Annotated in this window: 23 protein-coding genes and 1 tRNA gene; 14 read left to right on the top strand and 10 right to left on the bottom strand. The window is 65.6% G+C overall.

Features of this window, described 5'->3' with window-relative positions:
- Positions 1–312 precede the first annotated feature (312 nt).
- The 6 genes from EPL00_RS04680 to EPL00_RS04655 all read right to left on the bottom strand — a co-directional run bounded on the left by EPL00_RS04680 (position 313) and on the right by EPL00_RS04655 (position 4,840).
- Positions 313–1,902, bottom strand: a complete 1,590-nt coding sequence (locus EPL00_RS04680) for an FAD-dependent oxidoreductase (protein ID WP_135851591.1) — start codon at positions 1,900–1,902, stop codon at positions 313–315.
- Between the two features lie 123 nt (positions 1,903–2,025).
- Positions 2,026–2,637 (bottom strand): GNAT family N-acetyltransferase, encoded by a 612-nt coding sequence (locus EPL00_RS04675; RefSeq protein ID WP_135851592.1) that lies wholly within the window; start codon positions 2,635–2,637, stop codon positions 2,026–2,028.
- Between the two features lie 60 nt (positions 2,638–2,697).
- A complete protein-coding gene (locus EPL00_RS04670) occupies positions 2,698–3,114 on the bottom strand; it encodes a DUF3054 domain-containing protein (protein WP_135851593.1) in 417 nt (138 codons plus the stop codon).
- Positions 3,115–3,199: 85 nt separating this feature from the next.
- Positions 3,200–3,781, bottom strand: coding sequence for a class I SAM-dependent methyltransferase (locus EPL00_RS04665; protein WP_135851594.1), 582 nt, complete (start codon positions 3,779–3,781; stop codon positions 3,200–3,202).
- Positions 3,782–3,829: 48 nt separating this feature from the next.
- A complete protein-coding gene (locus tag EPL00_RS04660; protein ID WP_135851595.1) occupies positions 3,830–4,063 on the bottom strand; it encodes a hypothetical protein in 234 nt (77 codons plus the stop codon).
- Positions 4,064–4,198: 135 nt separating this feature from the next.
- A complete protein-coding gene (locus tag EPL00_RS04655; RefSeq protein ID WP_135851596.1) occupies positions 4,199–4,840 on the bottom strand; it encodes an SdpI family protein in 642 nt (213 codons plus the stop codon).
- A 158-nt stretch (positions 4,841–4,998) separates the two neighbouring features.
- Here EPL00_RS04655 and fen point away from each other — a divergent pair, with 158 nt between their 5' ends.
- The 4 genes from fen (at position 4,999) to EPL00_RS04635 (ending at position 10,989) form a co-directional block, all read left to right on the top strand.
- Entirely contained in the window at positions 4,999–5,982 is a 984-nt protein-coding gene (gene fen, locus EPL00_RS04650; RefSeq protein ID WP_135851597.1) for a flap endonuclease-1, read from the top strand.
- A 482-nt stretch (positions 5,983–6,464) separates the two neighbouring features.
- Complete coding sequence (gene mre11, locus EPL00_RS04645) at positions 6,465–7,817, top strand: DNA double-strand break repair protein Mre11 (protein WP_135851598.1); 1,353 nt, start codon at positions 6,465–6,467, stop codon at positions 7,815–7,817.
- Positions 7,814–10,480 (top strand): DNA double-strand break repair ATPase Rad50, encoded by a 2,667-nt coding sequence (rad50, locus tag EPL00_RS04640; protein ID WP_135851599.1) that lies wholly within the window; start codon positions 7,814–7,816, stop codon positions 10,478–10,480. The genes mre11 and rad50 overlap by 4 nt, the downstream gene beginning before the upstream one ends.
- A gap of 122 nt (positions 10,481–10,602) precedes the next feature.
- Entirely contained in the window at positions 10,603–10,989 is a 387-nt protein-coding gene (locus EPL00_RS04635; RefSeq protein ID WP_135851600.1) for a hypothetical protein, read from the top strand.
- A gap of 116 nt (positions 10,990–11,105) precedes the next feature.
- Here the strand turns inward: EPL00_RS04635 and EPL00_RS04630 are convergent, their stop codons facing one another.
- From EPL00_RS04630 to EPL00_RS04620, 3 genes are all read right to left on the bottom strand, one after another.
- The gene (locus EPL00_RS04630) at positions 11,106–11,531 is read right to left on the bottom strand and encodes a DUF7346 family protein (RefSeq protein WP_135851601.1); all 426 of its coding nucleotides are present in this window, start codon (positions 11,529–11,531) and stop codon (positions 11,106–11,108) included.
- A 25-nt stretch (positions 11,532–11,556) separates the two neighbouring features.
- Positions 11,557–12,066, bottom strand: coding sequence for a DUF7322 domain-containing protein (locus tag EPL00_RS23450; protein WP_202932541.1), 510 nt, complete (start codon positions 12,064–12,066; stop codon positions 11,557–11,559).
- A 155-nt stretch (positions 12,067–12,221) separates the two neighbouring features.
- A complete protein-coding gene (locus tag EPL00_RS04620) occupies positions 12,222–12,407 on the bottom strand; it encodes a DUF7331 family protein (protein ID WP_135851602.1) in 186 nt (61 codons plus the stop codon).
- A 114-nt stretch (positions 12,408–12,521) separates the two neighbouring features.
- Here EPL00_RS04620 and EPL00_RS04615 point away from each other — a divergent pair, with 114 nt between their 5' ends.
- From EPL00_RS04615 to EPL00_RS04585, 7 genes are all read left to right on the top strand, one after another.
- Positions 12,522–16,565: a DNA polymerase domain-containing protein gene (locus EPL00_RS04615; protein WP_135851603.1), complete on the top strand. Its 4,044-nt coding sequence runs from the start codon at positions 12,522–12,524 to the stop codon at positions 16,563–16,565.
- A gap of 151 nt (positions 16,566–16,716) precedes the next feature.
- On the top strand, positions 16,717–17,628 hold the full coding sequence (locus EPL00_RS04610; protein ID WP_135851604.1) for an ABC transporter ATP-binding protein: 912 nt from the start codon (positions 16,717–16,719) through the stop codon (positions 17,626–17,628).
- Between the two features lie 9 nt (positions 17,629–17,637).
- On the top strand, positions 17,638–19,068 hold the full coding sequence (gene sufB / locus EPL00_RS04605) for a Fe-S cluster assembly protein SufB (protein ID WP_135851605.1): 1,431 nt from the start codon (positions 17,638–17,640) through the stop codon (positions 19,066–19,068).
- Entirely contained in the window at positions 19,065–20,279 is a 1,215-nt protein-coding gene (gene sufD / locus EPL00_RS04600) for a Fe-S cluster assembly protein SufD (protein WP_135851606.1), read from the top strand. Before sufB ends, sufD begins: the two co-directional genes overlap by 4 nt.
- A 170-nt stretch (positions 20,280–20,449) precedes the next feature.
- Positions 20,450–20,941, top strand: coding sequence for a ferritin-like domain-containing protein (locus EPL00_RS04595; protein WP_135851607.1), 492 nt, complete (start codon positions 20,450–20,452; stop codon positions 20,939–20,941).
- Positions 20,938–21,366: a metal-dependent transcriptional regulator gene (locus tag EPL00_RS04590; protein WP_135851608.1), complete on the top strand. Its 429-nt coding sequence runs from the start codon at positions 20,938–20,940 to the stop codon at positions 21,364–21,366. Before EPL00_RS04595 ends, EPL00_RS04590 begins: the two co-directional genes overlap by 4 nt.
- Positions 21,367–21,505: 139 nt before the next feature.
- Positions 21,506–21,609: transfer RNA gene (locus EPL00_RS04585), tRNA-Gln, on the top strand.
- Between the two features lie 54 nt (positions 21,610–21,663).
- Here the strand turns inward: EPL00_RS04585 and EPL00_RS04580 are convergent.
- Positions 21,664–21,822: a hypothetical protein gene (locus EPL00_RS04580; protein WP_162224146.1), complete on the bottom strand. Its 159-nt coding sequence runs from the start codon at positions 21,820–21,822 to the stop codon at positions 21,664–21,666.
- A 241-nt stretch (positions 21,823–22,063) separates the two neighbouring features.
- Between EPL00_RS04580 and EPL00_RS04575 the strand changes: the two genes are divergently transcribed.
- From EPL00_RS04575 to EPL00_RS04565, 3 genes are all read left to right on the top strand, one after another.
- The gene (locus EPL00_RS04575) at positions 22,064–22,270 is read left to right on the top strand and encodes a hypothetical protein (protein WP_135851609.1); all 207 of its coding nucleotides are present in this window, start codon (positions 22,064–22,066) and stop codon (positions 22,268–22,270) included.
- A 177-nt stretch (positions 22,271–22,447) separates the two neighbouring features.
- Positions 22,448–22,795, top strand: a complete 348-nt coding sequence (locus EPL00_RS04570) for a hypothetical protein (protein ID WP_135851610.1) — start codon at positions 22,448–22,450, stop codon at positions 22,793–22,795.
- 156 nt (positions 22,796–22,951) lie between these two features.
- A complete protein-coding gene (locus tag EPL00_RS04565; RefSeq protein WP_135851611.1) occupies positions 22,952–23,674 on the top strand; it encodes an alanyl-tRNA editing protein in 723 nt (240 codons plus the stop codon).
- Positions 23,675–23,781 lie beyond the last annotated feature (107 nt).

The raw sequence follows: 23,781 nt of genomic DNA, 5'->3' as shown, positions 1-23,781 counted from the left end.
TCAGCGTTGTGCTTGCGGAAGGTTCGCGGAAGATGCGTTTTCGGGGGTTCCTCTACGACGAGTGAAAAGTCGGAGGCGAGCGAAGGAAGACGAACGACGAGAGGAAGCTAGCTATCACCGACAACAAGGAGTTTCCGCACCGCACAGCACAGTACCGCGACAACCTCACGCCTCCCCAACCGACTGCGCTTCTCGGCCGTGGGCCTGCGATGCTCGTCCCTCGCACGAGATGGCGCGGCCACGAGGGCCGCACCAGCGCGCGCCACCTGCCGACTGGTGGAGGTGTAGAATCGGGACGCCCGATTTGTAGACTCACTCCCCGCGGGTCGGCAGGTCCTCGACCGCAGGCCCGTCCAGCACCTCGCCGTCGAGCGCGAACCGCGAGCCGTGACACGGGCAGTCCCACGACTGCTCGGCGTCGTTCCAGTGGACGATGCAGTCCAGATGCGGGCAGACCGCCGAGGAGACGTGCAGGTCGCCCTCCTCGTCGCGGGCCACGGCGAGTTGGTCGCCGCCGCGCCGGACGACCTCGCCCTCGCCCGGCGCGACCGAGGGCTCCTCGCCCCGAAAGAGGGCCTTCGCCCAGTCGCGGGTGAACTCCGTGCCCACGTCGAGATTTTCTTTCAGGAACTCCTTGCCTCCGGCCTCGGGGTCGAAGCGTTGCGGGTCGAAGGCGTCGCTCCAGCGAGGCGTCTCCCCGCGGGCGTAAGTGGCGAGCATCTTCCCCGCGGCGGTCCCGTTGGTCATGCCCCACCCGCCGAAACCCGTGGCGACGTAGACGCCGTGGGTCGTCGGTCCCAACTCGCCGACGAAGGGAATCCGGTCGATGGAGACGTAGTCCTGCGTGGACCACCGATAGCGGACCTCCTCCACGTCGAAGTGGTCGCGGGCCTGTCGTTCGAGTTTCCGGTACCGGTCGGCGGTCGAACCGCCCTGTCCGGTCTTGTGGTTCTGGCCGCCGACGAGCATCATCGGCCCGTCGGCGTCCCACCTGTCGCTCGGTTCGTCCCCGCCGCTCGATTCGTCCCCGCCAGAATCGGTCGGCGAAGCGGGACGCGCCGAGAAGTAGGGCGACTCGTCGCGGTAGAACAGCCCCCGAGGAGCCTCCTCTGCGAGTTCGACCGCCAGCACGTACGACCGCTTGGGGTACTGGCGCGCGAAATAGAACGCCGGGTCCTCGATGGGGAAGTGGGTCGTCAGCAGGACGCTCTCGGCGGTGACGGTCCCGCGCTCGGTCTCGACGCGGCAGGGGTCGTTCCGGCCGCCGTCGTCCACCGCGGTCACCTTCGTCTCCTCGAAGACGTGGGCCTCCTCGCCGGGAATCTCGTCGGCGAGGGCGAGCAGGTACTTCCGGGGGTGGAACTGGGCTTGGTCGGCGAACGTCACCGCGCCGGAGGCGTCGTCGGGGAACGGCGGGTCCGCGACGAACTCGGCGGGCAGGTCCAGTCCCTCCGCGACGGTGGCCTCGCGGCCGACCGCCGCGCGTTGCTCGTCGTCGGCGGCGTAGGTGTAGGCCGGGAGGCGCTCGAACCCGCAGTCGATGTTGTGGGCCTCGACGCGTTCGGCTATCTCCTCGATTGCGGCCTCGTTGGCGCGAGCGTACTGCCGGGCGGCGTCCCGGCCGTGCTTGTCCAGCAGGTCGTCGTACATGAGACCGTGCTGTGCGGTCACCTTCGCGGTCGTCTTGCCGGTGACGCCCTCGACGATGCGGTCGCGCTCCAGCAGGACGACCGACTGGCCCGCCTCCGCGGCGTGGAGCGCCGCGGTGACGCCCGCGATGCCCCCGCCGACGACCGCGGTATCGACGTGCCGGTCGCGGTCGAGCGCCGGGAAGTCGGTCCGGTCGGTCGTCGCCAGCCACAGCGATGCGTCCTCCCCCGGTAGCGTGTTTCTCTCGGCCATTTCGTGAACCCCCGAATCTCCTCGGGATTCGGTCGCGGTGCGGTTAACCTCGGTGGCTGTAGCGGTCGATACTCCGCAGGTTCGGTGAGTTGCGAGGAGGGAGCCTCGGACCGTCCGGCCCCGTCAGTCGGGAATCGGCACCACGTCCGGCGGGTCGGCGTCGGCCTTCGCGGCCAGAAAATCGCGCTCGGCTTCCGAGAGGTCGCGCTCGCGGTAGGCGTCGAGACCGGTCCGGTAGCCCTCCCGCGGCCGGTCACTCGGGGCGACGAGGAGTAACTCCGCGAGGCCGGTCTCCTCGCCCGCATAGCCGAATCCGGCCTTGTAGAGCGCGTGGAAGGCGAAGGGGTTGTTCACCGCGATGTGGACGCGCTCGTACCCCCGTTCCCGGAGTCGGTCGGCGGCGAACCGACAGAGGAGCGCGCCGAGTCCGTCCCCGCGGCGGTCCTGCCGGACGGTGACGTAGCGAAGCCACGCGGTCGCCGGGTCGGTCCGGTCTTCGTTGAACGCGACGGCGGCGACGATGTTGTCGTCGGCCACCCAGTCGCGGTCCGGGGCGTCGGTCTCGGGCGTGGGTGTCTCGGTATCTTCGTCGCTGGTCAGAGGCTCGGCGTCCGGGTCCCGGACGACCGCCTTCCCGGTGTTGGACATCACGAACTTCCCGGCGTAGCTGAACGCGCGGTGGTCGAGTCGGAGTTTGGGGTTCTCCTCGGGCCACCCGAGTACCGCGTACTCCATAGCCGCGGTTGGGTCGCCGAGGGTAACTGCCCTTCGCTGTAAGAACTCGCTGGTGCCGGACTACCGCAGATACGCCACCAGTCCGCGCCACGCCGAGAAGGCGAGGAGACCGGTGCTACTCACGACCAGAATGAACGTCACCGGCGAGTCGCCGTGGAAAAAGCCGGTCGAGCGGAGCGTCAGGCCGATGGCGGCCGCGGGAATCCACGTCGCGGCCGCGCGCAGGACCGCGCCCGTGACCGTGCGAGTCGCGTCGGGGGCGTACGCGCCCGAGGCGAGCGCGGCGACGACCCACCCGACGAGGAACGGCGCGATGGTCCCGGCGATTCGTCCCGGATTCGCCACCGGGCTGAAACCGTGGTTCATCGACCCGAGCGTGAGGAACCCGGCCAGTACCAGCAGGTCGCCCAACGCGAGACCCGCGGTGGCCGAGGAGGGTTCGACCCGCGAGCGAACGAATCCGTCGGCGTTGCTCATGCTGGCGAGTTTGGCCCGCCCGGTAATGTTTCTCCCGGTGTCCGACGGTCGGTGCCGACGGCCGGGGCGGGCGCTCCTCGCCGTCTCACTCGTCGGACTTCCGGCCGACCACGGTGTACTCGAAGCCCCGCGACCGAAACTTGGCGTCGAGGCCCGCGTCGGCGACGAGTCGGCCCAACTCGTCGGGCGCGAAGAATTTCGAGTCGAAGCCGTAGAGGTGTTCGCCGCCCTCCACGAGGCGGCCGACCAGCGAGGTCGGGTCGATTTCGCGGACGACGAGGAGACCGCCGGGCCGGAGGACGCGCGCGGCCGATTCGACCGCGCGCTCGGGGTCGCCGAAGTGGTGGAGCGCGTCCACTACGAGGACCGCATCGACGCTCTCGTCGGCGAACGGCAGGCTCGCGGCGTCGGCCCGGACCGCCTCCAGCCCGTTCCGCCGGGCTTGGCGGGTCATCCCCGCCGCGGCGTCGGCGACGATGCGCTCGCGCACCCCGAGCGCGGACGCTCCGCGGCCGGTGCCCCCGCCCACGTCGAGGAGCCGTTCGACCTCGCGGTCGGCGAACGAGAGTGCTTCGCGTAGCTCCTCGGCGTCGGGGGTCGGCGCAAGCAAGTCGTAGAAGCGGGCCGCGCGGTCGAAGGTCGCGGTGTCGCCGAGTGGGTCGGTCATGCCGACGACGACGGGCCGCGGCGAGAAAAATCGGACGCTCGAATCGAGTTACTGCTCCGCGGCAGTAGCTTCGATGTCCTGCTCCGCTCGCCCGCCGCGAACGCGGCGAGCGAGGACCCAGAGGACGATGCTAATCCCTTCGAGGCGCGCGACGCGGTACACCCACGGCCGGAGTTCCACGTCGCCCTCCTCCGCGGCGAGGTTCATCCAGAAATCGACCACGCGCCGCGGGTAGAGAGCTTCCAGAAGCCCGATTGCCAGTAGTGCGAGTCGGACGACCATGCCTCTCAGTAGGTCAGTTCGGGTCAAGAAGGTGTCGGTGAGCGTGGGTGTTCGGTGGAGACGGAACGCTGTAGCGTTTCCTTAGAAGTATATTGAATTGTCAAGGGTGACTGTAGTCAGGCGAACGGCAGGGCGCTACGTCCCGACTCTCCGGTAGGTCACGTAGGAGTAGACCGTGCCGTACAGCGCCACCGCGGCTATCGGAGCCACGACCAGCAACTCGGCGTAGGCCGGGACCAGCGCGCCCAACACGGCCACGACGCCCGCGAGTTTGAACAGCGGCGCGGCGCGCTCGTGGGTCCGGTGCCAGACCTCCTCGTTCGAGATGGTCCACGGCGTCCGGATGCCGACGAACCAGTTCTGCTCGGCGTGGGCCGTGAGGACGCCGAGGTAGTAGTACAGCGCGCCGATGGCGGGCGCGAGCGCCTGCATCATCTCGAACTCGTAGCCCGCGTTGGCCGCGAGGACGAGACCGTGGACGTAGGTCAGGAACGCGAGCAGGAGAACCACGAACGTGTCGTACTCCTCGCGGAACGTCGCGACGTTCTCGCCGAGCGGGTCGATGCGCGGCAGGACGGCGAACAGCGCGAGCATCGCGGCCGACAGCGCCGGGAAGAGCGCGAGCGCGACCGTCTTGGGCGTCCGGCCGTCGATTTCGCCCGCGGCGTTCCAGTGGGTCGCCATCTCGGCGGGCATCTCGGGGAACGCGAGCGCGCTCATCGCGGCCGACAGCGCCACGAGGAGGCCGCCCGCGAGGTAGCTTCGTCGGAGGGACATACTCGACTCTTGTCCGTTCATGGATATAAAACTCCGGCCGCGACTACAGCACGTGAAGTCGCGCGATAGACTGCCGGACGTGAGCGCCGGAGCGGGACCTCCGGCTGCAGTCCCGAGGAGTAGCTTTCAAACCCTCCCGTTCCCTACTCCGACCAACGATGGGAAACACGGACATGCGCCAACTGGCGGTCCTCTCGGAGGTCCCCTTCGACGAGTTGGAGGGGAGCGTCGTCGCGGTAGACGCCCACAACTGGCTCTACAAGTACCTGACGACGACGGTGAAGTGGACCCGCGACGAGGTGTACACGACCGACGACGGCACGGAGGTCGCCAACCTCGTCGGCGTCGTGCAGGGCCTGCCGAAGTTCTTCGAGAACGACCTGACGCCCGTCTTCGTCTTCGACGGCGCGGTGACCGACCACAAGTCCGCGGAAATCGAACAGCGCCGCGAGGAGCGCGCCAAGCGCGAGGAGAAACTGGAGGAGGCCCGCGAGGAGGGCGACGCCGTCGAAGTCGCGCGCCTCGACGCCCACACTCAACGGCTGACCGACACCATCCAGCGGACGACCCGCGAGCTGTTCGACCTCCTCGACGTGCCCTACATCGAGGCCCCCGCGGAGGGCGAATCGCAGGCCGCCCACATGAACCGGACCGGCGCGGTGGACTACTGCGGGACCGAGGACTACGACGCGCTCCTGCTCGGCGCGCCGCTGACGCTCCGCCAGTTGACCAGCAAGGGCAATCCCGAGTTAATGGACTTCGAGGCGACGCTGGAAAAGCACGACGTGACGTGGGAGCAACTGGTCGATATCGGCCTCCTCTGTGGCACGGACTTCAACGAGGGCGTCTCGGGCGTCGGCCCGAAGACGGCCCTGAAGGAGGTCAAGGAGTACGGCGACATCTGGGGCGTCTTGGAGGCCCGCGGCGCGAGCATCGAGAAGGACGTGGACGTGATTCGGGAACTGTTCTTGAATCCCACCGTCACCGACGACTACGAGTTCGACGCCGAGATGGACCCGGACCTCGACGCGGCGCGCGAGTACGTGGTCGAGGAGTGGGGAGTCGCGGAGGAGGAAGTGGAACGGGGCTTCGAGCGCATCGAGGAGTCGGTCGTCCAGACCGGCTTGGACAAGTGGACTTGAGGGGGATTCGTAGTCTATGCTAGAGTTTTCGACCGTCTGTGAATTTCGGGATTTCTCGCGCAGGAGTAGTTATAGAGAAGAAGCCAGCTTCAGGCTTGAACAAAGGAGTCTACAGCACCGCGCCGCACCGTGACCGCGGGCCTCACGCCTCCCCAACCGTCTGTGCTTCTCGGCCTTCGGCCTGCGATGCTCGGCCCTCGCGCGGGTGGGCGCGACCACGCAGGGTCGCGCCCGCACGCGCCGGGTCGTGAGTACAGGCGAGCGCACGCAGTTCTGCGTACGCGGTCGCTCGGGGCTGCTATCGCACGCGCGAGCGCGCTCGAAGGAAAGATAAATCGCCAGCCTGCCCGGACAAAGTTTATACCCGAGAGCGAAGCAGTCGGGGGTATGACCGACGACTCGGAGCGCCAACCGGAATCGACCGCCGAGAGCGGTAGCGCGTCGCGGAACGCCTTTAGTCCCCGGACGCAAACGACGACTCGATGACACGGGTGATACACACGGGGGACACCCACCTCGGGTATCGACAGTACCACTCCCCCGAGCGCCGGGAGGACTTCCTCCGGGCCTTCGAGCAGGTCGTAACGGACGCCATCGAGGAGAACGTCGACGCCGTGGTCCACGCTGGCGACCTGTTCCACGACCGTCGGCCCGACTTGAACGCCCTCCACGGGACCATCTCCGTTCTCCGGCGACTCCGGGACGCCGACATCCCGTTTCTCGCCGTCGTCGGCAACCACGAGGGGACGCGGGGCCGCCAGTGGCTCGACCTCTTCGAGATGCTGGGGCTGGCCACGCGACTCGGCGACGAACCCCAAATCGTCGGCGACACGGCGTTCTACGGTCTCGACCACGTGCCCAAGTCCAAGCGCGACGACCTCGATTACCAGTTCGCGCCACACGACCGACCTCACGCCGCGCTGGTGAGCCACGGCCTCTTCCAACCGTTCGACCTCGGCGACTGGGACGCCGAGGAGGTCCTGACCGAGGCCAACCTCGACTTCGACGCGATGCTGTTGGGCGACAACCACAAGCCCGGCAAGAAGGAGGTCGCCGAGACGTGGGTCACCTACTGCGGTTCGACCGAACGCTGTAGCACCGACGAGCGCGAGGACCGGGGCTACAACATCGTAGAGTTCGACGGCGAGACGACCATCGCTCGCCGGGGCCTCGACGCGACGCGGGACTTCGAGTTCGTAGAGGCCGACCTCGCGGAGGGCGAGGGCACCGAGCGCGTCCGAGAGAAACTGCGCGAGCGCGACCTCGAAGACGCCGTGGTCGTGGTCGAAATAGAGGGCGACGGCGAGGAGGTCACGCCCGCCCGCGTCGAGGAGTTCGGACTCGACGCCGGGGCGCTGGTCGTCCGCGTCAAGGACCGCCGCGAGGTCGAGGAGGACGACGGCGAGTTGGACGTGTCGTTCGCCGACCCCGACGACGCGGTGCGCGAGCGCGTCCGCGAGTTGGGCCTGAGCGACGCCGCCCGCGGCATCGACGAGACCGTCCGCGAGAGCAAGGTCGCCGACGCGAACGTCCGCGAGTCGGTCCAGAACCGGGTGAGCGAACTCGTCGCCGACGGCGACCTCGACGCCTTCGAGTCCGCGCCCGCGGAAGCAGACGCGGACACGGACGCAGACGACGCGGAGTCCACGGAGTCGGCGACCACGGAGTCCGAGTCCGACGGGAGCGACGAAGCCGCGGAGCGAGCGCCCGACCCCGACGACCCCGAAGCGATGGAAGCGGTCGCCGAGGCCGCGACAGAGGGCGAGAGCGCGGCGGAGGCGGATTCGTCGTCGGAGACGACTGACGCCGACGGGACGCTGGAGGAGTACCTATGAAGTTCGACCGCGTGCGCCTCCGGAACTTCAAGTGCTACGCCGACGCCGACCTCGAACTCGACCCCGGCGTCACGGTCATTCACGGCCTGAACGGGAGCGGCAAGTCCTCCCTGCTGGAAGCCTGCTTCTTCGCGCTCTACGGCGCGAAGGCGCTGGACCGCACGCTCGAAGACGTGGTGACTATCGGCGAGGAGGAAGCGATAATCGAACTCTGGTTCACCCACGACGGCGGCGACTACCACGTCCGGCGGCGCATCCGGGCGACCGGCGAGCGCGCGACGACCGCCGAGTGCGTCCTCGAAACGCCCGACGACACGATAGAGGGTGCGCGCGACGTGCGCCGAGAGGTGACGACCCTCTTCCGGATGGACTCGGAGGCGTTCGTCAACTGCGCGTACGTCCGGCAGGGCGAGGTGAACAAGCTCATCAACGCCTCGCCGAGCCAACGGCAGGACATGATAGACGACCTCCTCCAACTCGGGAAACTGGAGGAGTACCGCGAGCGCGCCAGCGACGCCCGCCTCGGTGTCAAATCGGTACTGGACGACAAGCGCGGCAGTCTCTCGGAGTTGGAGAGCCAAATCGAACAGAAGGAAGCCAAGGACCTCCACTCGCGCCTGAACGACCGCAAGTCCGCGCTGAACGAGACCGAGAGCGAAATCGACCGCTTCGAGGAGAACGAGGAGACCGCCGAGGAGACCCGCGAACAGGCGGTCGAGATTCTCGACAGCTACGAGGAGAAGCGCGAGGAACTCGACGCCCTCGCCGAAGACATCGACGAGTTGGAGTCCGAAATCAGCCAGACCGAGCGAGAGCGGACCGAACACGGCGAGCGCGTCCGGGAACTCCGCGAGCGAATCGACGACCTCGAATCGAAGGTCGAAGACTTACGTTCCGACACCGACCTCGATACCGCGGACGACGAGGCCGTCGAGGCCCGTCTGGACGAACTCGACGCCGAGGACGAGGAACTCGCCGAGAAGCTCGGCGACGCGAACACGCAGGCCAAGATGTTCGACACGCAGGCCGGGAACCTCGCCGAGAAGGCCGAGGAGCTACAGTCGCGCGCCGACCAGAAGCGCGAGCGCGCCGACGAACTCGAAACCGAAGCCGACGAGGCCGATACCGACCTCGAATCGTACCGCGAGAAGTTAGCGACGCTCGGCGAGCAGGTCGAAGCCGAGAAGGACGCCTTCTCGGACGCCCCCGTCGAGTTCGGCGAGGCCGAGTCGTACCTCGACGAGTGCCGCGAGGAGCTATCCGACCTCCGGGAGCGCGAGCAGGAACTGACCGCCGAACTCACCAGCCTCCGGGACAGTGTCGAGGAAGCCGAAGAACTCCTCGAAGCGGGCAAGTGTCCCGAGTGTGGCCAACCCGTCGAAGACTCACCGCACGTCGATACGCTCGCGGAGGACCGCGAGCGCGCCGACGACCTCGACGCCGAACTCGCCGAGGTCCGGGACCGGCGCGGACAGGCCGAGGAGAGCGTCGAAGAAGCGAAGCGACTCCGCGAAGCCGAGCAGACTGTCGAGAACACCCGCGAGAACCGCCGGAACGTCGAGCAGTTGGTCGAGAACAAGGAGGCGTCGGTCGCCGAGAAGCGCGAGGAGGCCGCCGAGTTGCGCGAGGCGGCCGACGACCTCGAAGCCGACGCCGACGACAAGCGCGAGGACGCCGCGAACCTCCGGGAGAAGGCCGACGACCGCGAGGCGCGCGTCGAGGAGTTGGAAGCCGAGCGCGAGGCAATCGAGACAAAGCGCGAGCGACTGGACGAGATTCGCTCGGTCCGCGAGCGAATCGCGGACGCCGAGGACGACATCGAGCGCCACCGCGAGAAGCGCCGAAACCTCGAAGAACAGAACGACCTGCGCCGGGACAGGCTGGCCGACAAGCGCGAGCGTCGGAGCGACCTCCGGGAGAGTTACGACGACCAGAAGGTCCAGAGCGCCCGCGAGGACAAGAAGGAGGCCGAGGACTACTTGGAGAAGGTCGAGGTGAAGTTGCGGGAGCTTCGTGAGAAGCGGGACACGCTCATCGGACAAATCGACAGTACGAAGACGAAAATCGAAGACCTCGAAAATCTGCGCGACCGGCGCGACGACCTCCAAGAGCGCGTCGAGTCGCTCGAATCCCTGCGCGAGGAGGCCGCCGAGCTACAGGAGATGTACGGCGACCTGCGCGCGGAACTCCGCCAGCGCAACGTCGAGCAGTTAGAGGAGATGCTCAACGACGTGTTCGACCTCGTGTACCAGAACGACTCGTACGCCCGCATCGAACTCGACGGCGAGTACGAGTTGACCGTCTACCAGAAGGACGGCGAGTCGCTGGACCCCGAACAGCTCTCGGGCGGCGAGCGCGCGCTGTTCAACCTGAGCCTGCGGTGTGCAATCTACCGACTCCTCTCGGAGGGCATCGAGGGGACCGCGCCGATGCCGCCCCTGATTTTGGACGAACCGACCGTCTTCCTCGACTCGGGGCACGTCTCGCAACTCGCGGAACTGGTCGCGTCGATGCGGGAGTTGGGCGTCGAGCAGATAGTCGTCGTGAGCCACGACGACGAACTCGTCGCGGCGGCCGACGACGTGGTGTGGGTCGAGAAGGACTCCGTGTCGAACCGCTCGACGGTCGAGCGCCGCGAGACCGTGCTGGAAGCGGCGGACTGACCGAAGCGCGGTCCGGCCGACCGCCCCAAATCGACTATCCCGAACCGACCGCCCGAAACTGACCGTTCCGACCCGACCGTCCCGCCGGAGGATTTTTTGTGCCACGACAGTCACGCCGGAATATGCATCTCTCCGCTGGAGAACGCGTGCTACAGTTCGTCCAGCAACGGGTCGGCACCTCGCTACACGGCGTCGGCGCGTACGACATGGACTCGTTTTCGATTCTCTACCGGAGCGACGAGATAGAGCGGGCGTTCTCGGACACCGAGATAGACGAGTACGCCGAGTTGGTCCGGACCGTCCACCGGACGCTCTACGAGGCCGACCGACTCAACTCGGCAGTCGGCGAACCGCGGTGCAACCTCACGTACTACGGCGGGATGCACGTACTCCTCGTGCCGATAGACGAGGAGAACGGCGTGACGATCGCGCTCTCGAAGGAGTCGGGGACCCAGTTCTCGGAGTTCGCCGACGAGTGCCTGCGCCGGGCGCGAGCGCAGGTCGAGTGAGCGCCGTCGGGAACGGAGCGCCGTCCGGAACGGAATGCCGTCGGGAGCGGAGCGCCGTCCGGAACGGAATGCCGTCGGGAGCGGAGCGCCGTCGAGAACGACCCCTCCGGAAATGGTCACTCGCCGGTCAGCAGTGCCACGCCCTCGTCCGCCGTCTCCGTCGTCGCGTACCCGCGCTCGCCCGTCGCGTCGGTCTCCTCGACCAGTCCGGCGGCGCGAAACTCCGTGAGGAGACCGAGCAGGTCGCTCTCACAGAGGTCCGTCGCCGAGAGGAGATACCGGACCGAGTGAGGACCGCGCTCGGAGAGGTCCACCAGCAGGCCGAGCGCGCGCTCGTCGTGGGCCGCGGTCAGGACGGCGCGGGCCGATTCCGGGACCGCGCGGGCCGCCGTCGTCAGCGGCGACTCGCCGGAGATGGTTTCGAGGTCGTCGCGGTCGCGGTAGCCCTCCTCGCCGGTCTCGGGGTCCCGGACCTTGCAGGCGTCGCTCGACTCCGTGAGTAACAGCAACAGGTCGCCGGACTCGTCCCGGACGGTTCGCATGGCCGGGCGTAGGCGGGACGCGCGGTTAGTCCTTCTGGAGTTCCGCGTCGGTGTCGCCGGACCGTTCGTCTCTCGTGTCGGACCGGTCGTCGTCGGCGTCGGCCTCCTCGGCTTCGGCATCGGATTGTTCGTCTTCTGGGTCGGACTCATCGCCGTCGGTCTCGGACTCCGCCGTCTTCGCCTCGGCTTCCCGCTGGACTTTTTGGTAGCCGCGCCAGCCACGGACGAACGCGAACGCGCCGACGAGGAACATCGCCCCGCCGAACCGCCAGCGTCCCTCGAAGCCGATCAGCATCAGGCCGAGGCTCGTGGCGAACAGCGCGACGTTGAACAGGAGAACCAGCGACCAGAACCGCCGCTTGAGGTCGGCGTCGGCCTCGTTCTGGGACGTGTCGGGAACGGTCGGCGGGTCGGGACCGAGGTCCTTCGAGGGGTCCTCGGGTAGCAGGTCGGCCTCTGCTTGGGGCGGGTCCTCGGGGAGAATGTCGGCTACCGAGTCGTCGTCTTCGTCCGGCGTGGAATCGTCGGGAGCCACTGTTCGACAATCGAAAGGGAACGAGGAAAAACGCTTCGTCCTCGTCGGTCGTCCGGTACTCTCCGTCGTCGCCGAGGAGCGACGACGGCAGTCGGCGGTCGGGTCACGACCGGCCGCCGTCGGTCGCCAGTCGCGCCCCGTCAGGTGTGGGCTCGTCAGATTTGTTCTTTCAGTGTAAGCGGTCGTCCCGCCTTCAACCACGCCAACGGATTGTCCGCGTCATAGAATACGACGCCGTCCTCCGTCTCGTAGGCCTCGATGGGTGCTTCCGTCTCCGTGGTTTCGGGAAGCGCCGCTTCAGCACGGTCCAATTCGTCGCCGGGGTTGGCGTGGTCGGACATTGGCGTCACCTCGTCCCGTGGTAAGTGTTAACACATTATATAGCTTTCCATTCGACACCCCTCCGAGGCCCCAGAAGGGAGGGTTTTTAGCCGAACCCGCCAAACTCGATTCACATGAGCGATTCGGGGTCTACGACACTCACGGACTTCTCCGACGGTGGCGGCGACGACCGAGACGTGGCCGCCGAAGCCCGAGCAGTCGCCGGAAGCGACTCTCGGGGGGCCGACTCGGTGGTCGAGGACGACGACTGGCTTCCGGACGCCGACGGCGAGGTCGAACTCGCGGTGATGCAGGTCGATTACACCGTCGAGGGGTCGGGCGACGACGAAGCACCGGTGGTCCACGTCTTCGGGCGCACGGAGGACAACACCCTCGAACACGTCCGGGTGGTCGGCTTCCGTCCCTACTTCTACGCGCCGACCGCCTCACTCGACGGCCCGCCCGAGGAGAGCTACGACAGCCTCACCGGGAGCGAGACGACCGACGAGGACGGTGAGCCGTACGAGAGCATCCGGGGCGAGAAGCTGACCAAGATATTCGGCCGGACTCCTCGGGACGTGGGGAACGTCCGGGAGAACTTCGACCACTACGAGGCCGACATCCTCTTCCCGAACCGATTCCTCATCGACAAGAACGTCAAGAGCGGGATTCGCATCCCCGAGCGCCGCGACGACGAGGGCGACCTCTACTTCCACGACGGACTCGACACCCTCGAACCCGTCGAGGTCGAGGCCGACCCGCGCGTCCACTACTTCGACATCGAGGTGGACGACCGGTCGGGCTTCCCCGAGGAGGGCGAGGAACCCATCATCTGTCTCACGACGTTCGACTCCTACGACGACCAGTATATCGCGTGGCTCGCGGACGCGCCCGACGGCGACGCCGAGGCCCCCGACGACCTGCCGGGCTACGACCCCATCGAGGAGATAGACCTCGAAGTCCGCACGTTCGGCGACGAGCGCGAGATGCTGGAGGAGTACCTCGATTACATCAACCGAAAAGACGTAGATATCCTAACTGGGTGGAACGCGGACGACTTCGACGCGCCCTACCTCATCGACCGACTGGACGAACTCGACGGGCCGCACGAGTACGACCTCGACTCGGACCGCCTCTCGCGCGTGAACGAGGTCTGGGACTCGGACTGGGGCGGACCGACGGTCAAGGGCCGCGTCGTCTTCGACCTGCTGTACGGCTACAAGCGCACCCAGTTCTCGGAACTGGAATCCTACCGCCTCGACGCGGTGGGCGAAGTCGAGTTGGGCGTCGGCAAGGAGCGTTACGCGGGCGACATCGGCGACCTCTGGGAGAACGACCCCGAGCGCCTGCTGGAGTACAACGTCAGGGACGTGGAGTTGTGTGTCCAACTCGACCGCAAGCAGGACATCGTCTCCTTCTGGGAGGAGGTCGCCTCTTTCGTCGGGTGTAAGCTCGAAGACGCCACGACGCCCGGCGACGCGGTGGACATGTACGTCCTCCACAAGGCCCACGGGGAGTTCGCGCTCCCCTCGAAAGGCAAACAGGAGAGCGAGGACTACGAGGGCGGCGCGGTGTTCGAGCCGATTACCGGCGTCAAGGAGAACGTGACCGTGCTGGACTTGGCCAGCCTCTACCCGATGTCGATGACGACTATCAACGCCTCGCCCGAGACGAAGGTGGACCCCGACGAGTACGACGGCGAGACCTACACCGCGCCCACGGGCACTCACTTCCAGAAGGAACCGGACGGCATCATCCGCGAAATCATCGACGAGACGCTCGCCGAGCGCGAGGAGAAGAAGGCGCTCCGCAACGAGCGCGACCCCGGAACCTCGGAGTACGAGCGGTTCGACCGCCAGCAGGCCGCGGTGAAGGTCATCATGAACTGCTTCACGCCGGACACCGACGTTCTCACGCCGGAGGGAGTTCGGAACATTCGGGACCTCGAAGTCGGCGACGAGGTGTACTCGCTCGACCCCGACACCGAGGAGATGGAACGCAAACCGGTCGTGGAGACCCACGCGTATCCCGACTACCGCGGCGACCTCGTTGACATCGAGACCAGCAAGATGGACTTCCGGGTAACGCCGAACCACCGCATGCTCGTTCGGAAGAACGAGACGAACGGCGTCACCCAAGACGAGTACAGTTTCGTGGAGGCCGGAGACTTAGACCCCGCGACGAACTACGAACTTCCCCACGACTGGGACGGGCCGGACGGGACGCCCCTCGAAGAAATCGACCTGACCGAGTTCGCCGACGACTACGAAATCTGGGCGAACCACGACGTTCACGGTCACACTCTCGCCGCCGAAATCGGTTGGTACCCCGACAAAGTGCAGAAGGCCGATATCGGTGAAGAAGGGTACGTCTTCTCGGCCAACGAGTTCGAGGCACACCGCGAGTATCTGGAGTCGGTCTGTTCGGAGTTCTACGTCCACGCCGAGTCCGGCCGCAAGTGGATTCCTCGGACGTACGACGGCGACGACTTCCTCGAACTCCTCGCGTGGTACGTCACGGAAGGAAACGTCTACACCTCGGAGGAGAAGCAGTTCGGCGAGAACTTCCGCGGGTCCGCGACGAGCATCCAGATCGCCCAAGACGCCGTCATGACCGACGGCGGCGAGAGCGACCACGCCGCCATCGGCGACCTCCTCGACAGGATGGGGTTCGACTACTACGTTGACGACCGAGGGTACCAGTTCACCTCGAAACTCCTCGGCGGACTCCTCGAACGTCTCTGTGGCGACGACAGTTTCGAGAAGCGGATTCCGGAGTTCGTCTTCGAGGCGAGTCGGGACCAGAAGTGCGGCTTCCTCGAAACGCTGGTCGATGGGGACGGAGACAGACAGAAGAACTCGTGGCGATACTCCACGGCGAGCGAGCGACTCCGCGACGACGTGCTTCGTCTCTGTGCCCACCTCGGACTGACGACGAACTACCGCGAGGACAGTGGCGCGTGGCGCATCTACTGCACCGAGGAGAGCAAGAACACGCTCCGAATGCACCGCAGTTCGTCCCGGAGTACCGCCGACGACGGCGTCTACTGCGTGACCGTCGAGGACAACCACACGCTCCTCGCGGGCCGAAACGGAACGTTCCAGTTCGTCGGCCAGTCGCTCTACGGCGTCCTCGGTTGGGAGCGATTCCGCCTCTACGACAAGGCGATGGGGGCCGCGATTACTGCGACCGGTCGAGAGGTCATCGAACACACCCAAGAGACGGCAGAAGAACTGGATTACGACGTTGCCTACGGAGATACCGACTCAGTAATGTTAGAAGTCGGTCATATAGGTGCGGAAGACGTGGAGGGCGATGTCGAAGTTACCGACGGAATGCGGGAAGCACATCCCGAGATGGACGAGAAGGAACTCGAATCGCTCGCGGCGACGATTCAGAAGGGGTACGAAGTCGAAGAGGCCATCAACGAGTCGTACGACGAGTTCGCCCTCGAACGACTCAACGCGGCGGCCCACCGCTTCCAGATCGAGTTCGAGAAACTTTACCGACGATTCTTCCAAGCGGGCAAGAAGAAACGCTACGCGGGTCACATCGTCTGGAAGGAGGGCAAGGACGTAGACGACATCGACATCACGGGCTTCGAGTACAAGCGGTCGGACATCGCACCCATCACGAAGGAGGTCCAGAAGAACGTCATCGACATGATCGTCCACGGCGAGGAGCTATCGGACGTGAAAGACTACGTCCACGAGGTCATCGAGGACTATCAAGCCGGGAACGTGAATCTGGACGACGTGGGCATCCCCGGCGGTATCGGCAAGCGACTCGACGCCTACGACACCGACACCGCGCAGGTCCGGGGCGCGAAGTACGCCAACCTCATGCTCGGGACCAACTTTCAGCGCGGGAGCAAGCCCAAGCGACTCTACTTGGAGGGCGTCCACCCGGACTTCTGGCAACGGATGGAGAACGAGGAGGGCTTCGACCCGAGCGGAAACTCGAAGGAGGACCGCCGCTACCGGGAGTTCAAGAAGGACCCGGACGTTATCTGCTTCGAGTTCGCCGACCAAGTGCCCGACGAGTTCGAAGTCGATTGGGACAAGATGCTCGACAAGACGTTGCAGGGACCCATCGAGCGCATTCTCGAAGCCCTCGACATCTCGTGGGACGAGGTGAAATCCGGGCAAGAGCAGACCGGACTCGGGAGTTTCGTCTGACTCCTCGGCGAGCGTCGGCTCGCCGTCTCTCGTGATGTAGTTTCTCGTTCCGGAAAGATATTTTTCGTCGGCGCGAAACCATTTACAGGGGAATGCGAAAGCATTATGGGTCGCACAACCCATTCTCCGAACGACTTAGGTGAGCCTAACAATGGCAACGCTAGAACTCAAAAATCTACACGCTGAGGTGGTCGAGGCCGACGAGAAGATTCTCAACGGCGTCGATCTCGAAGTCAACTCCGGCGAGATTCACGCGCTGATGGGACCGAACGGGAGCGGGAAGTCCACGACGGCGAAGGTCGTCGCCGGACACCCCGCCTACGAAGTAACCGAGGGCGAAATCGTCCTCACCCTCGACGACGACGAGTTCGACGAGGAGATCCCCGAGGACAAGCGTTCGTGGGACCTGCTGGACCTCGAACCGAACGAGCGCGCGGCGCTCGGCGTCTTCCTCGGCTTCCAGTACCCCGCCGAAATCGAGGGCGTCACGATGGTCAACTTCCTCCGGCAGGCGCTCAACGCCAAGCTCGACGAGCGCGAGGAGCTGTTCGAGGACGAAGACGAGGAGGAAGCCGAGGCCGACGAGGAAGAGGACGCTGGCTACGACACCAGCCCGATGGAAGGCCCCGCCGACGAGGGCGAGGTCGGCGTCGCGGAGTTCCAGCAGATCCTCTCCGAGAAGATGGAACAGCTCGACATGGACGAGAAGTTCGCCCAGCGGTACCTCAACGCGGGCTTCTCCGGCGGCGAGAAGAAGCAAAACGAGGTCCTGCAAGCGGCCATCCTCGAACCGTCCATCGCGGTGCTGGACGAGATCGACTCCGGGCTGGACATCGACCGACTGCAGGACGTGTCGAACGGTATCAACGCCCTGCGCGACGAGCAGGGCACCGGGATTCTCCAGATTACCCACTACCAGCGCATCCTCGACTACGTGGAGCCCGACCACGTCCACGTCATGCTCGACGGCGAAATCGCCATGAGCGGCGGCGCGGAACTCGCCGAGAAGCTGGAAGACAAGGGGTACGACTGGGTCCGAGACGAAGTCTACGAGGCGGCCTGAGGTGAAAACATGAGTTCGGAACAAGACCAACTGAAAGAGACCAACACCGAGGAGCGATTCGCGTTCAAGAAAGACGAGAGCGCGGCGGTCCGCTCGGACAAGGGACTGACCGAGGAGGTTGTCCGCCTCATCAGCGAGGACAAGGACGAACCCGACTGGATGCTCGACCGGCGGCTCCGGGCGCTGGAACACTGGCAGAACATGCCGATGCCGACCGACTGGCCCGGCCAGCCCGACCTGACCGAGTTGGACGTAGAGGAGATCGTCCCCTACATCCGGCCCGACGTGGACAAGCGCGAGGGCGCGGATAGCTGGGACGACCTGCCAGAAGACATCCAAGACACCTTCGAGAAGCTGGGCATCCCGGAAGCCGAGCGCAAGGCGCTGTCGGGCGTCGGTGCCCAGTACGAGTCGGAGGTCGTCTACCAGAACATGCAGGAGCAGTGGGAGGAGAAAGGCGTCGTGTTCTGCAACATGGACGAGGCCGTCCAAGAACACGAGGACCTCGTGAAGGAGTACTTCATGACCTCCTGCGTGCCCCCGAGCGACAACAAGTTCGCCGCGCTCCACGGCGCAGTCTGGAGTGGCGGGAGCTTCGTCTACATCCCCGAGGACGTGACCGTCGAGATGCCCGTGCAGGCGTACTTCCGGATGAACTCGGAAGGCATGGGCCAGTTCGAACACACCCTCATCATCGCGGAACCCGGTAGCGAGGTTCACTACATCGAGGGCTGTTCGGCACCGAAGTACGGCAGCCACAACCTCCACAGCGGCGGCGTGGAAGTCTTCGTCAAGGAAGACGCCCACGTCCAGTACTCGACAGTGCAGAACTGGTCGAAGAACACGTTCAACCTCAACACCAAGCGCGCCATCGTGGAGAAGGGTGGGCGCATGGAGTGGGTCTCCGGGTCCATGGGGTCGAAGGCGACGATGCTCTACCCCTGTACCATCCTGAAGGGCCGCGGAGCATCCGCGAACAACATCACCATCGCGTTCGCTGGCGAGGGCCAGAACATCGACACCGGCGCGAAGGTCTACCACAACGCGCCCCACACCAAGTCCACCATCGAATCGAAGTCCATCTCGAAGGACGGCGGCCGGACCAACTACCGCGGTCTGGTCCACATCTCGGAGGGTGCCGAACACTCCTCGACCGCCGTCGAGTGTGACGCGCTGATGTTCGACAACGAGTCCACGTCCGACACGATGCCGTACATGGAAATCGACGAGTCGAAGGTGGACGTGGCCCACGAGGCGACCGTCGGCAAAATCGGCGACGAAGACGTGTTCTACCTCCAGTCGCGCGGACTGGACGACGACGACGCCAAGCAGATGATCGTCTCCGGGTTCATCGAGCCGATTACGGAGGAGCTACCCATCGAGTACGCCGTCGAACTGAATCGACTCATCGAACTCGAAATGGAGGGGAGTCTCGGATGACCGCGACGCAGGTACACGAGACCATCTCCGAGGAGACCGTTCGGGAAATTTCGGAGGACCTCGGCGAACCCGACTGGCTCCTCGAAACTCGCCTCGACGCGCTCGACGCGCTCGGCGAGTTGGAGATGCCCGACGTGATTCGGACGCCGGGCCGCGACTGGACCAACCTCGACGCGCTCGACTACGAGAGCTTCGTGGACCCGCTGAACGCCGCCGAGGAGAAAGACCAAGTCGGTCCCGACGAGGCCGAAGTCCTGCCGCTCTCGGAGGCCGTCGAGGAGCGCGAGGACCTCCTGAAGGAACACTTCGGGTCGGTCATCGACCCGCAGGAGAACTACCTGACCGCGCTCTCGACCGCGCTGTTCAGCACGGGCACGCTGGTCTACGTCCCGAAGAACGTGGACGCCGAGGACGTGACCATCCGGACGACTCAGCACTCCCAGTCGCTGTTCAACTACACGCTAGTCGTCACCGAGCAGTCGAGTTCCGTGACGATTCTGGAGCGACAGGACACTGGTGACGACGTGGAGGGCGACCGCTACTACAGCGGCATCGTGGAGGTCGCCGCGGGCGAGAACAGCCACGTCCAGTACGGTTCGCTACAGGACTTGGACGAGGAGACCTACAACTACACGCTCAAGCGCGGCGACGCCGCCGACTACGCCACGGTCAACTGGGTTGAGGGCAACATCGGCTCGCGGCTCACGAAGTCCTCCGTCGAGACCGAACTGAACGGCGAGGGCTCCGAGACCAAGACCGTCGGCGCGTTCTTCGGTCACGACGACCAGCACTTCGACATCGCGGCGCGCGTCTGGCACAACACGGCCCACACGGCCGCGGACCTCGTGACCCGTGGCGTGCTGGACGACGAGGCCCGGTCGGTCTACGAGGGCGTCCAAGACGTTGGGCGAGACGCGTGGGACACCAACTCCTACCAGCGCGAGAACACCCTGATGCTGAGCGACGACAGCGAGGCCGACGCCTCCCCGAAGCTCATCATCAACAACCACGACACCGAGGCCAGCCACTCGGCCACGGTCGGCCAGATAGACGAGGAGGACATGTTCTACATGACCTCCCGCGGGCTGGACGACGAGTCGGCCCGCAACATGCTGGTCGAGGGCTTCTTCGTCCCGGTCTTCGAGGAGGTCGAAGTCGAGGAACTGCGCGAGGACCTCGAAACGCGCGTGCAGGAACGACTCCACGAGTAGTCGTTCCGCGGTTTCTGCGGTCGTCCCCGTTCTCTTCTGATTCTGTTCTTTTCGCACTCGGCCTGCCAGCGCCGTCCGCGGTCGAACGTCGGACCAAACCTGTTAAGTCTCCCAACTCCCCACTGTCTATCCATGACAGCGGTATCGACGGACGACCGCAGGTGGTCGGGATGACGGTCAACGACCGGGTCTCGACCGACAACCAACTCGCGCGCCTCCTCCAGATCGGTATCGTGCTGGAGGAGGTCGTCGAGGTCCGCGCCGCGCGCCACTACGAGACCCTCTCGCCGGGCGAGCGCGACGCGGACGTGGAGGAACTGCTCGAAGGGGCCCGCGAGGAGTCCGCGGACCACCGCCGGAGACTGGAGGACCTCATCGACCAACTGGACGCCGAGGCGGTGCCCATCGAGGAGATCCAGCAGTTGGTCGAGGCCCGCTACGCCCAGACCGGTCCCGAAGGGTTCGACGGGATTCTCTACGACCAACTCCACGGCGAGGAGACCGCCTACAAGTTCTACGACGACCTCATCGAGGCCGTCGAGGCCAGCGACACCGACTACGCGCTCGACCGAGAGGAACTGCTGGCGACCCTGAAGACGATTCGCGAGGAGGAGGCCGACGGCGTCGAGGAAGTGACACGAATTATGGAGGACCGAGCATGAACACCGCAGACCAGTACTTGAAAGCGATCTACCTCGTGCAACGGATGGAGAACGGTCCGGCCTCGACCGGCGCGCTCGCCGACCGCCTCGACGTGAGTCCCGCGAGCGTCAACGAGATGATCGGCAAGCTACAGGAGCGGGGTCTCGCCGACCACGAGAAGTACAAGGGCGTCTCGCTGACCGACGAGGGCATCGAGCAGGCCCGCGAGGCACTCCAGACCTACTGCATCATCGAGCGATTCCTCCACAACGTCCTCGAAGTCGAGGAGTTCCCGAGCGAGGCCAAGGCCCTCGAAAGCGTCATCGACGAGACCGTCGCGGAGCGACTCGACACCATCATCGACCGCGAACCGCAGTGTCCCGACTGCTTCGACGCCGAGGCCGACATGTGCGCCGAACTGGTCGGCGAGGGCGAAGCCGACTGAGTTTGTGGGTGGTTGTCGGGGCTTTTCCATTGCGATACGTTCAAGTGCGTCATTGCATTACGTGGAACTGAAGTCCCGTAGTGGTGAGCAGTTCCTTCGGAACTGCGAGGTACACGAGGCGAGCGAACGAAGTGAGTGAAGTCCCGTGGTGTAGTGGCCAATCATATGGGCCTTTGGACGTGGCGATTCACGGATCGTTACGGAAGACAGCCTATGACGGCGGTTCGAATCCGCCCGGGACTATACGCCTTTTACAGACGCTTTCGACACGAAACAGCGTCGTCTACCCGTCGCGGCTCACAGACAGTCGTCGCACTTGAACCCGTACAGTGTTCCTCGACCGCACTTGTCCCTGTGAAACAGTCCGCCGCAGTCGTCGCACGAGTTGCGCGGGGTGCCGAGGGGACCGGTGTCGATGTCGCCGTCACAGACACAGCAGTTCTCTACTAGAGCCATGGCTACCGTTCACACATCGGCAATAAGTAACTTACTCCCAGTAACCATAACTGATTTCCGACTTTATCGGAGTTATAAGTGTGAAGTAGCAAATACTAGACGGCCCGGTAGCGTATTCACCTTGGTTCGGGAACAGTCGAGAGATCGCTGAGAAACGTCTCTACACCGTCACCGCCACGAGAGGAGATGCGTCGTATTCGCAGTAACCTATTTCCTGTTCCACGTTGACTAGTGACACTCCATGCGCCCCGTGAGACTCGCCCTCGGCGTCCTGTTGGTCGCGTGGGGCGTCGCCGACTACCTGTTTCCCCGGACCGTCCTCCGGGTCCAGTCGGACCTGCTGAACGCCCCGCCGGAACCGACCGAGGAGTTCGCCGCTCACAAGCGCCGGGTCGGGGTGGTCTGTCTCCTCGTCGGGGTCGTCACGCTCGCCGCGAGCGTCGGATGACCGCGCTTACTCGGCGATAAAGAGTCGTTACCGCTCGGCGGTCGCTTCGAGGCCGAAACGATAGTCATCCTGAATTTACGCAGACGACGTATAACAAAATCGCTCCGGGCCGACGTTGCCGACGATGGTCTCCCTTCACACCGACCGACAGCCAGTCCGTCCCGACGACCGAGAGCGATGCAACTGACGTGGCTGGCACTGGCTTCGGTACTCGCCGTCGGCGTCGGCTACGTCGCCGTCCGTCGCGCTCGGCGACTGGCGGTCGTGGATTGGACGCTCCTCTGTGGGTCGCTGTTCGCGCTCGCGACCCGCGACCTCTTCCGGACGCGCGAACGGGCCCGGCCCGCGCACGGCGGCGAGTCGGCGACCGACGGCGCGAGTCGCAGGTCGGCCGACGACCAGTCCGGGAAGCATCAATCGAGTGGTCGCCGCGCTCCTCGGCGACGGAATCGCGGCGACGGCGACTCGCGGCGAACGCCGGTGTTCGTGAGACTCCGACGGCGAGTCGCCGGATGGCTGAACTGACCGCGCCGGGTCGAATTGACCGCGCCGGGTCGAACTGACAGCGCCGAACGATGGGGCGAGGAGCCGACGACGAGGAGCGCGTCCGGCCAACCGGTGTGACTGGCCAATCGGCGCGCCAGCCAATCGGTTAAGCCGCTGGACCGCCTTGGGCCGGGTGTGACCGAGCAACGCTACCTTCCCGACGCCGACGACGTGACCGAGTTCGAGGAGACCGTCAGCGAGGTCGGCGACGACTACCTCGTCCTCGACGGAACGTACTTCTACCCGGAGGGCGGCGGCCAACCGGCCGACCGCGGCGACCTCTCGTGGGACGGCGGGTCGGCGAGGGTGACGAACGTCCGGAAGAATCACGGCGACGTGCGCCACTACGTCGAGGAGTTCGAGGGCGCGCGCCCCGAGGTCGGCGAGACCGTCGAGGGGTCCATCGACGCCGAGCGCCGCGAGGCCCACCGCCGGATGCACACCGCCCAGCACGTCGTCTCGCGCGTCGTTCTGGACGAGTACGGCGCGGAAACGGCGGGCAACCAGATTCACGCCGACCGCTCGCGCATCGACTTCGAGCCTGCGGAGTTCTCCGACGAGGACATCGCCCGTATCGAGCGCCTGTCGAACGAGGCCATCGAGCGGGACCTCGCGGTGACGAAAGCCGAGCGACCGCGCGACGAGGTCGAAGACCGAACCGACGAGGGGCGCGCGCTCCTGAATCTCATCCCCGACCACGTGGACCCGCTCCGGGTCGTCGAGGTGGAAGGGTTCGACTACTGTCCCTGCGGCGGCACGCACGTCGATAGCCTCGGCGAGGTCGGGCGCGTCGAGATAACGAACCGCGAGTCGAAGGGCGAGGAGACCGAGCGCATCGAGTTCGTGCTGGCGGCGTAGAACGGCGGGCGCTGTCGGTCGTCGTCGCCCGCTTTCGAGCGAAAGTCCGTCGGGATGTCAGGTGTCTGCCGACAGTCGGCGTTCCGGCCCCCGATTCGAACCTCGCG

Source organism: Halorussus salinus (assembly GCF_004765815.2).
GTDB classification, from domain to species: Archaea; Halobacteriota; Halobacteria; order Halobacteriales; family Haladaptataceae; genus Halorussus; species Halorussus salinus.
Note: the sequence above shows the minus strand (reverse complement) of the source record. Positions and strands in the feature narration are given on the sequence as shown.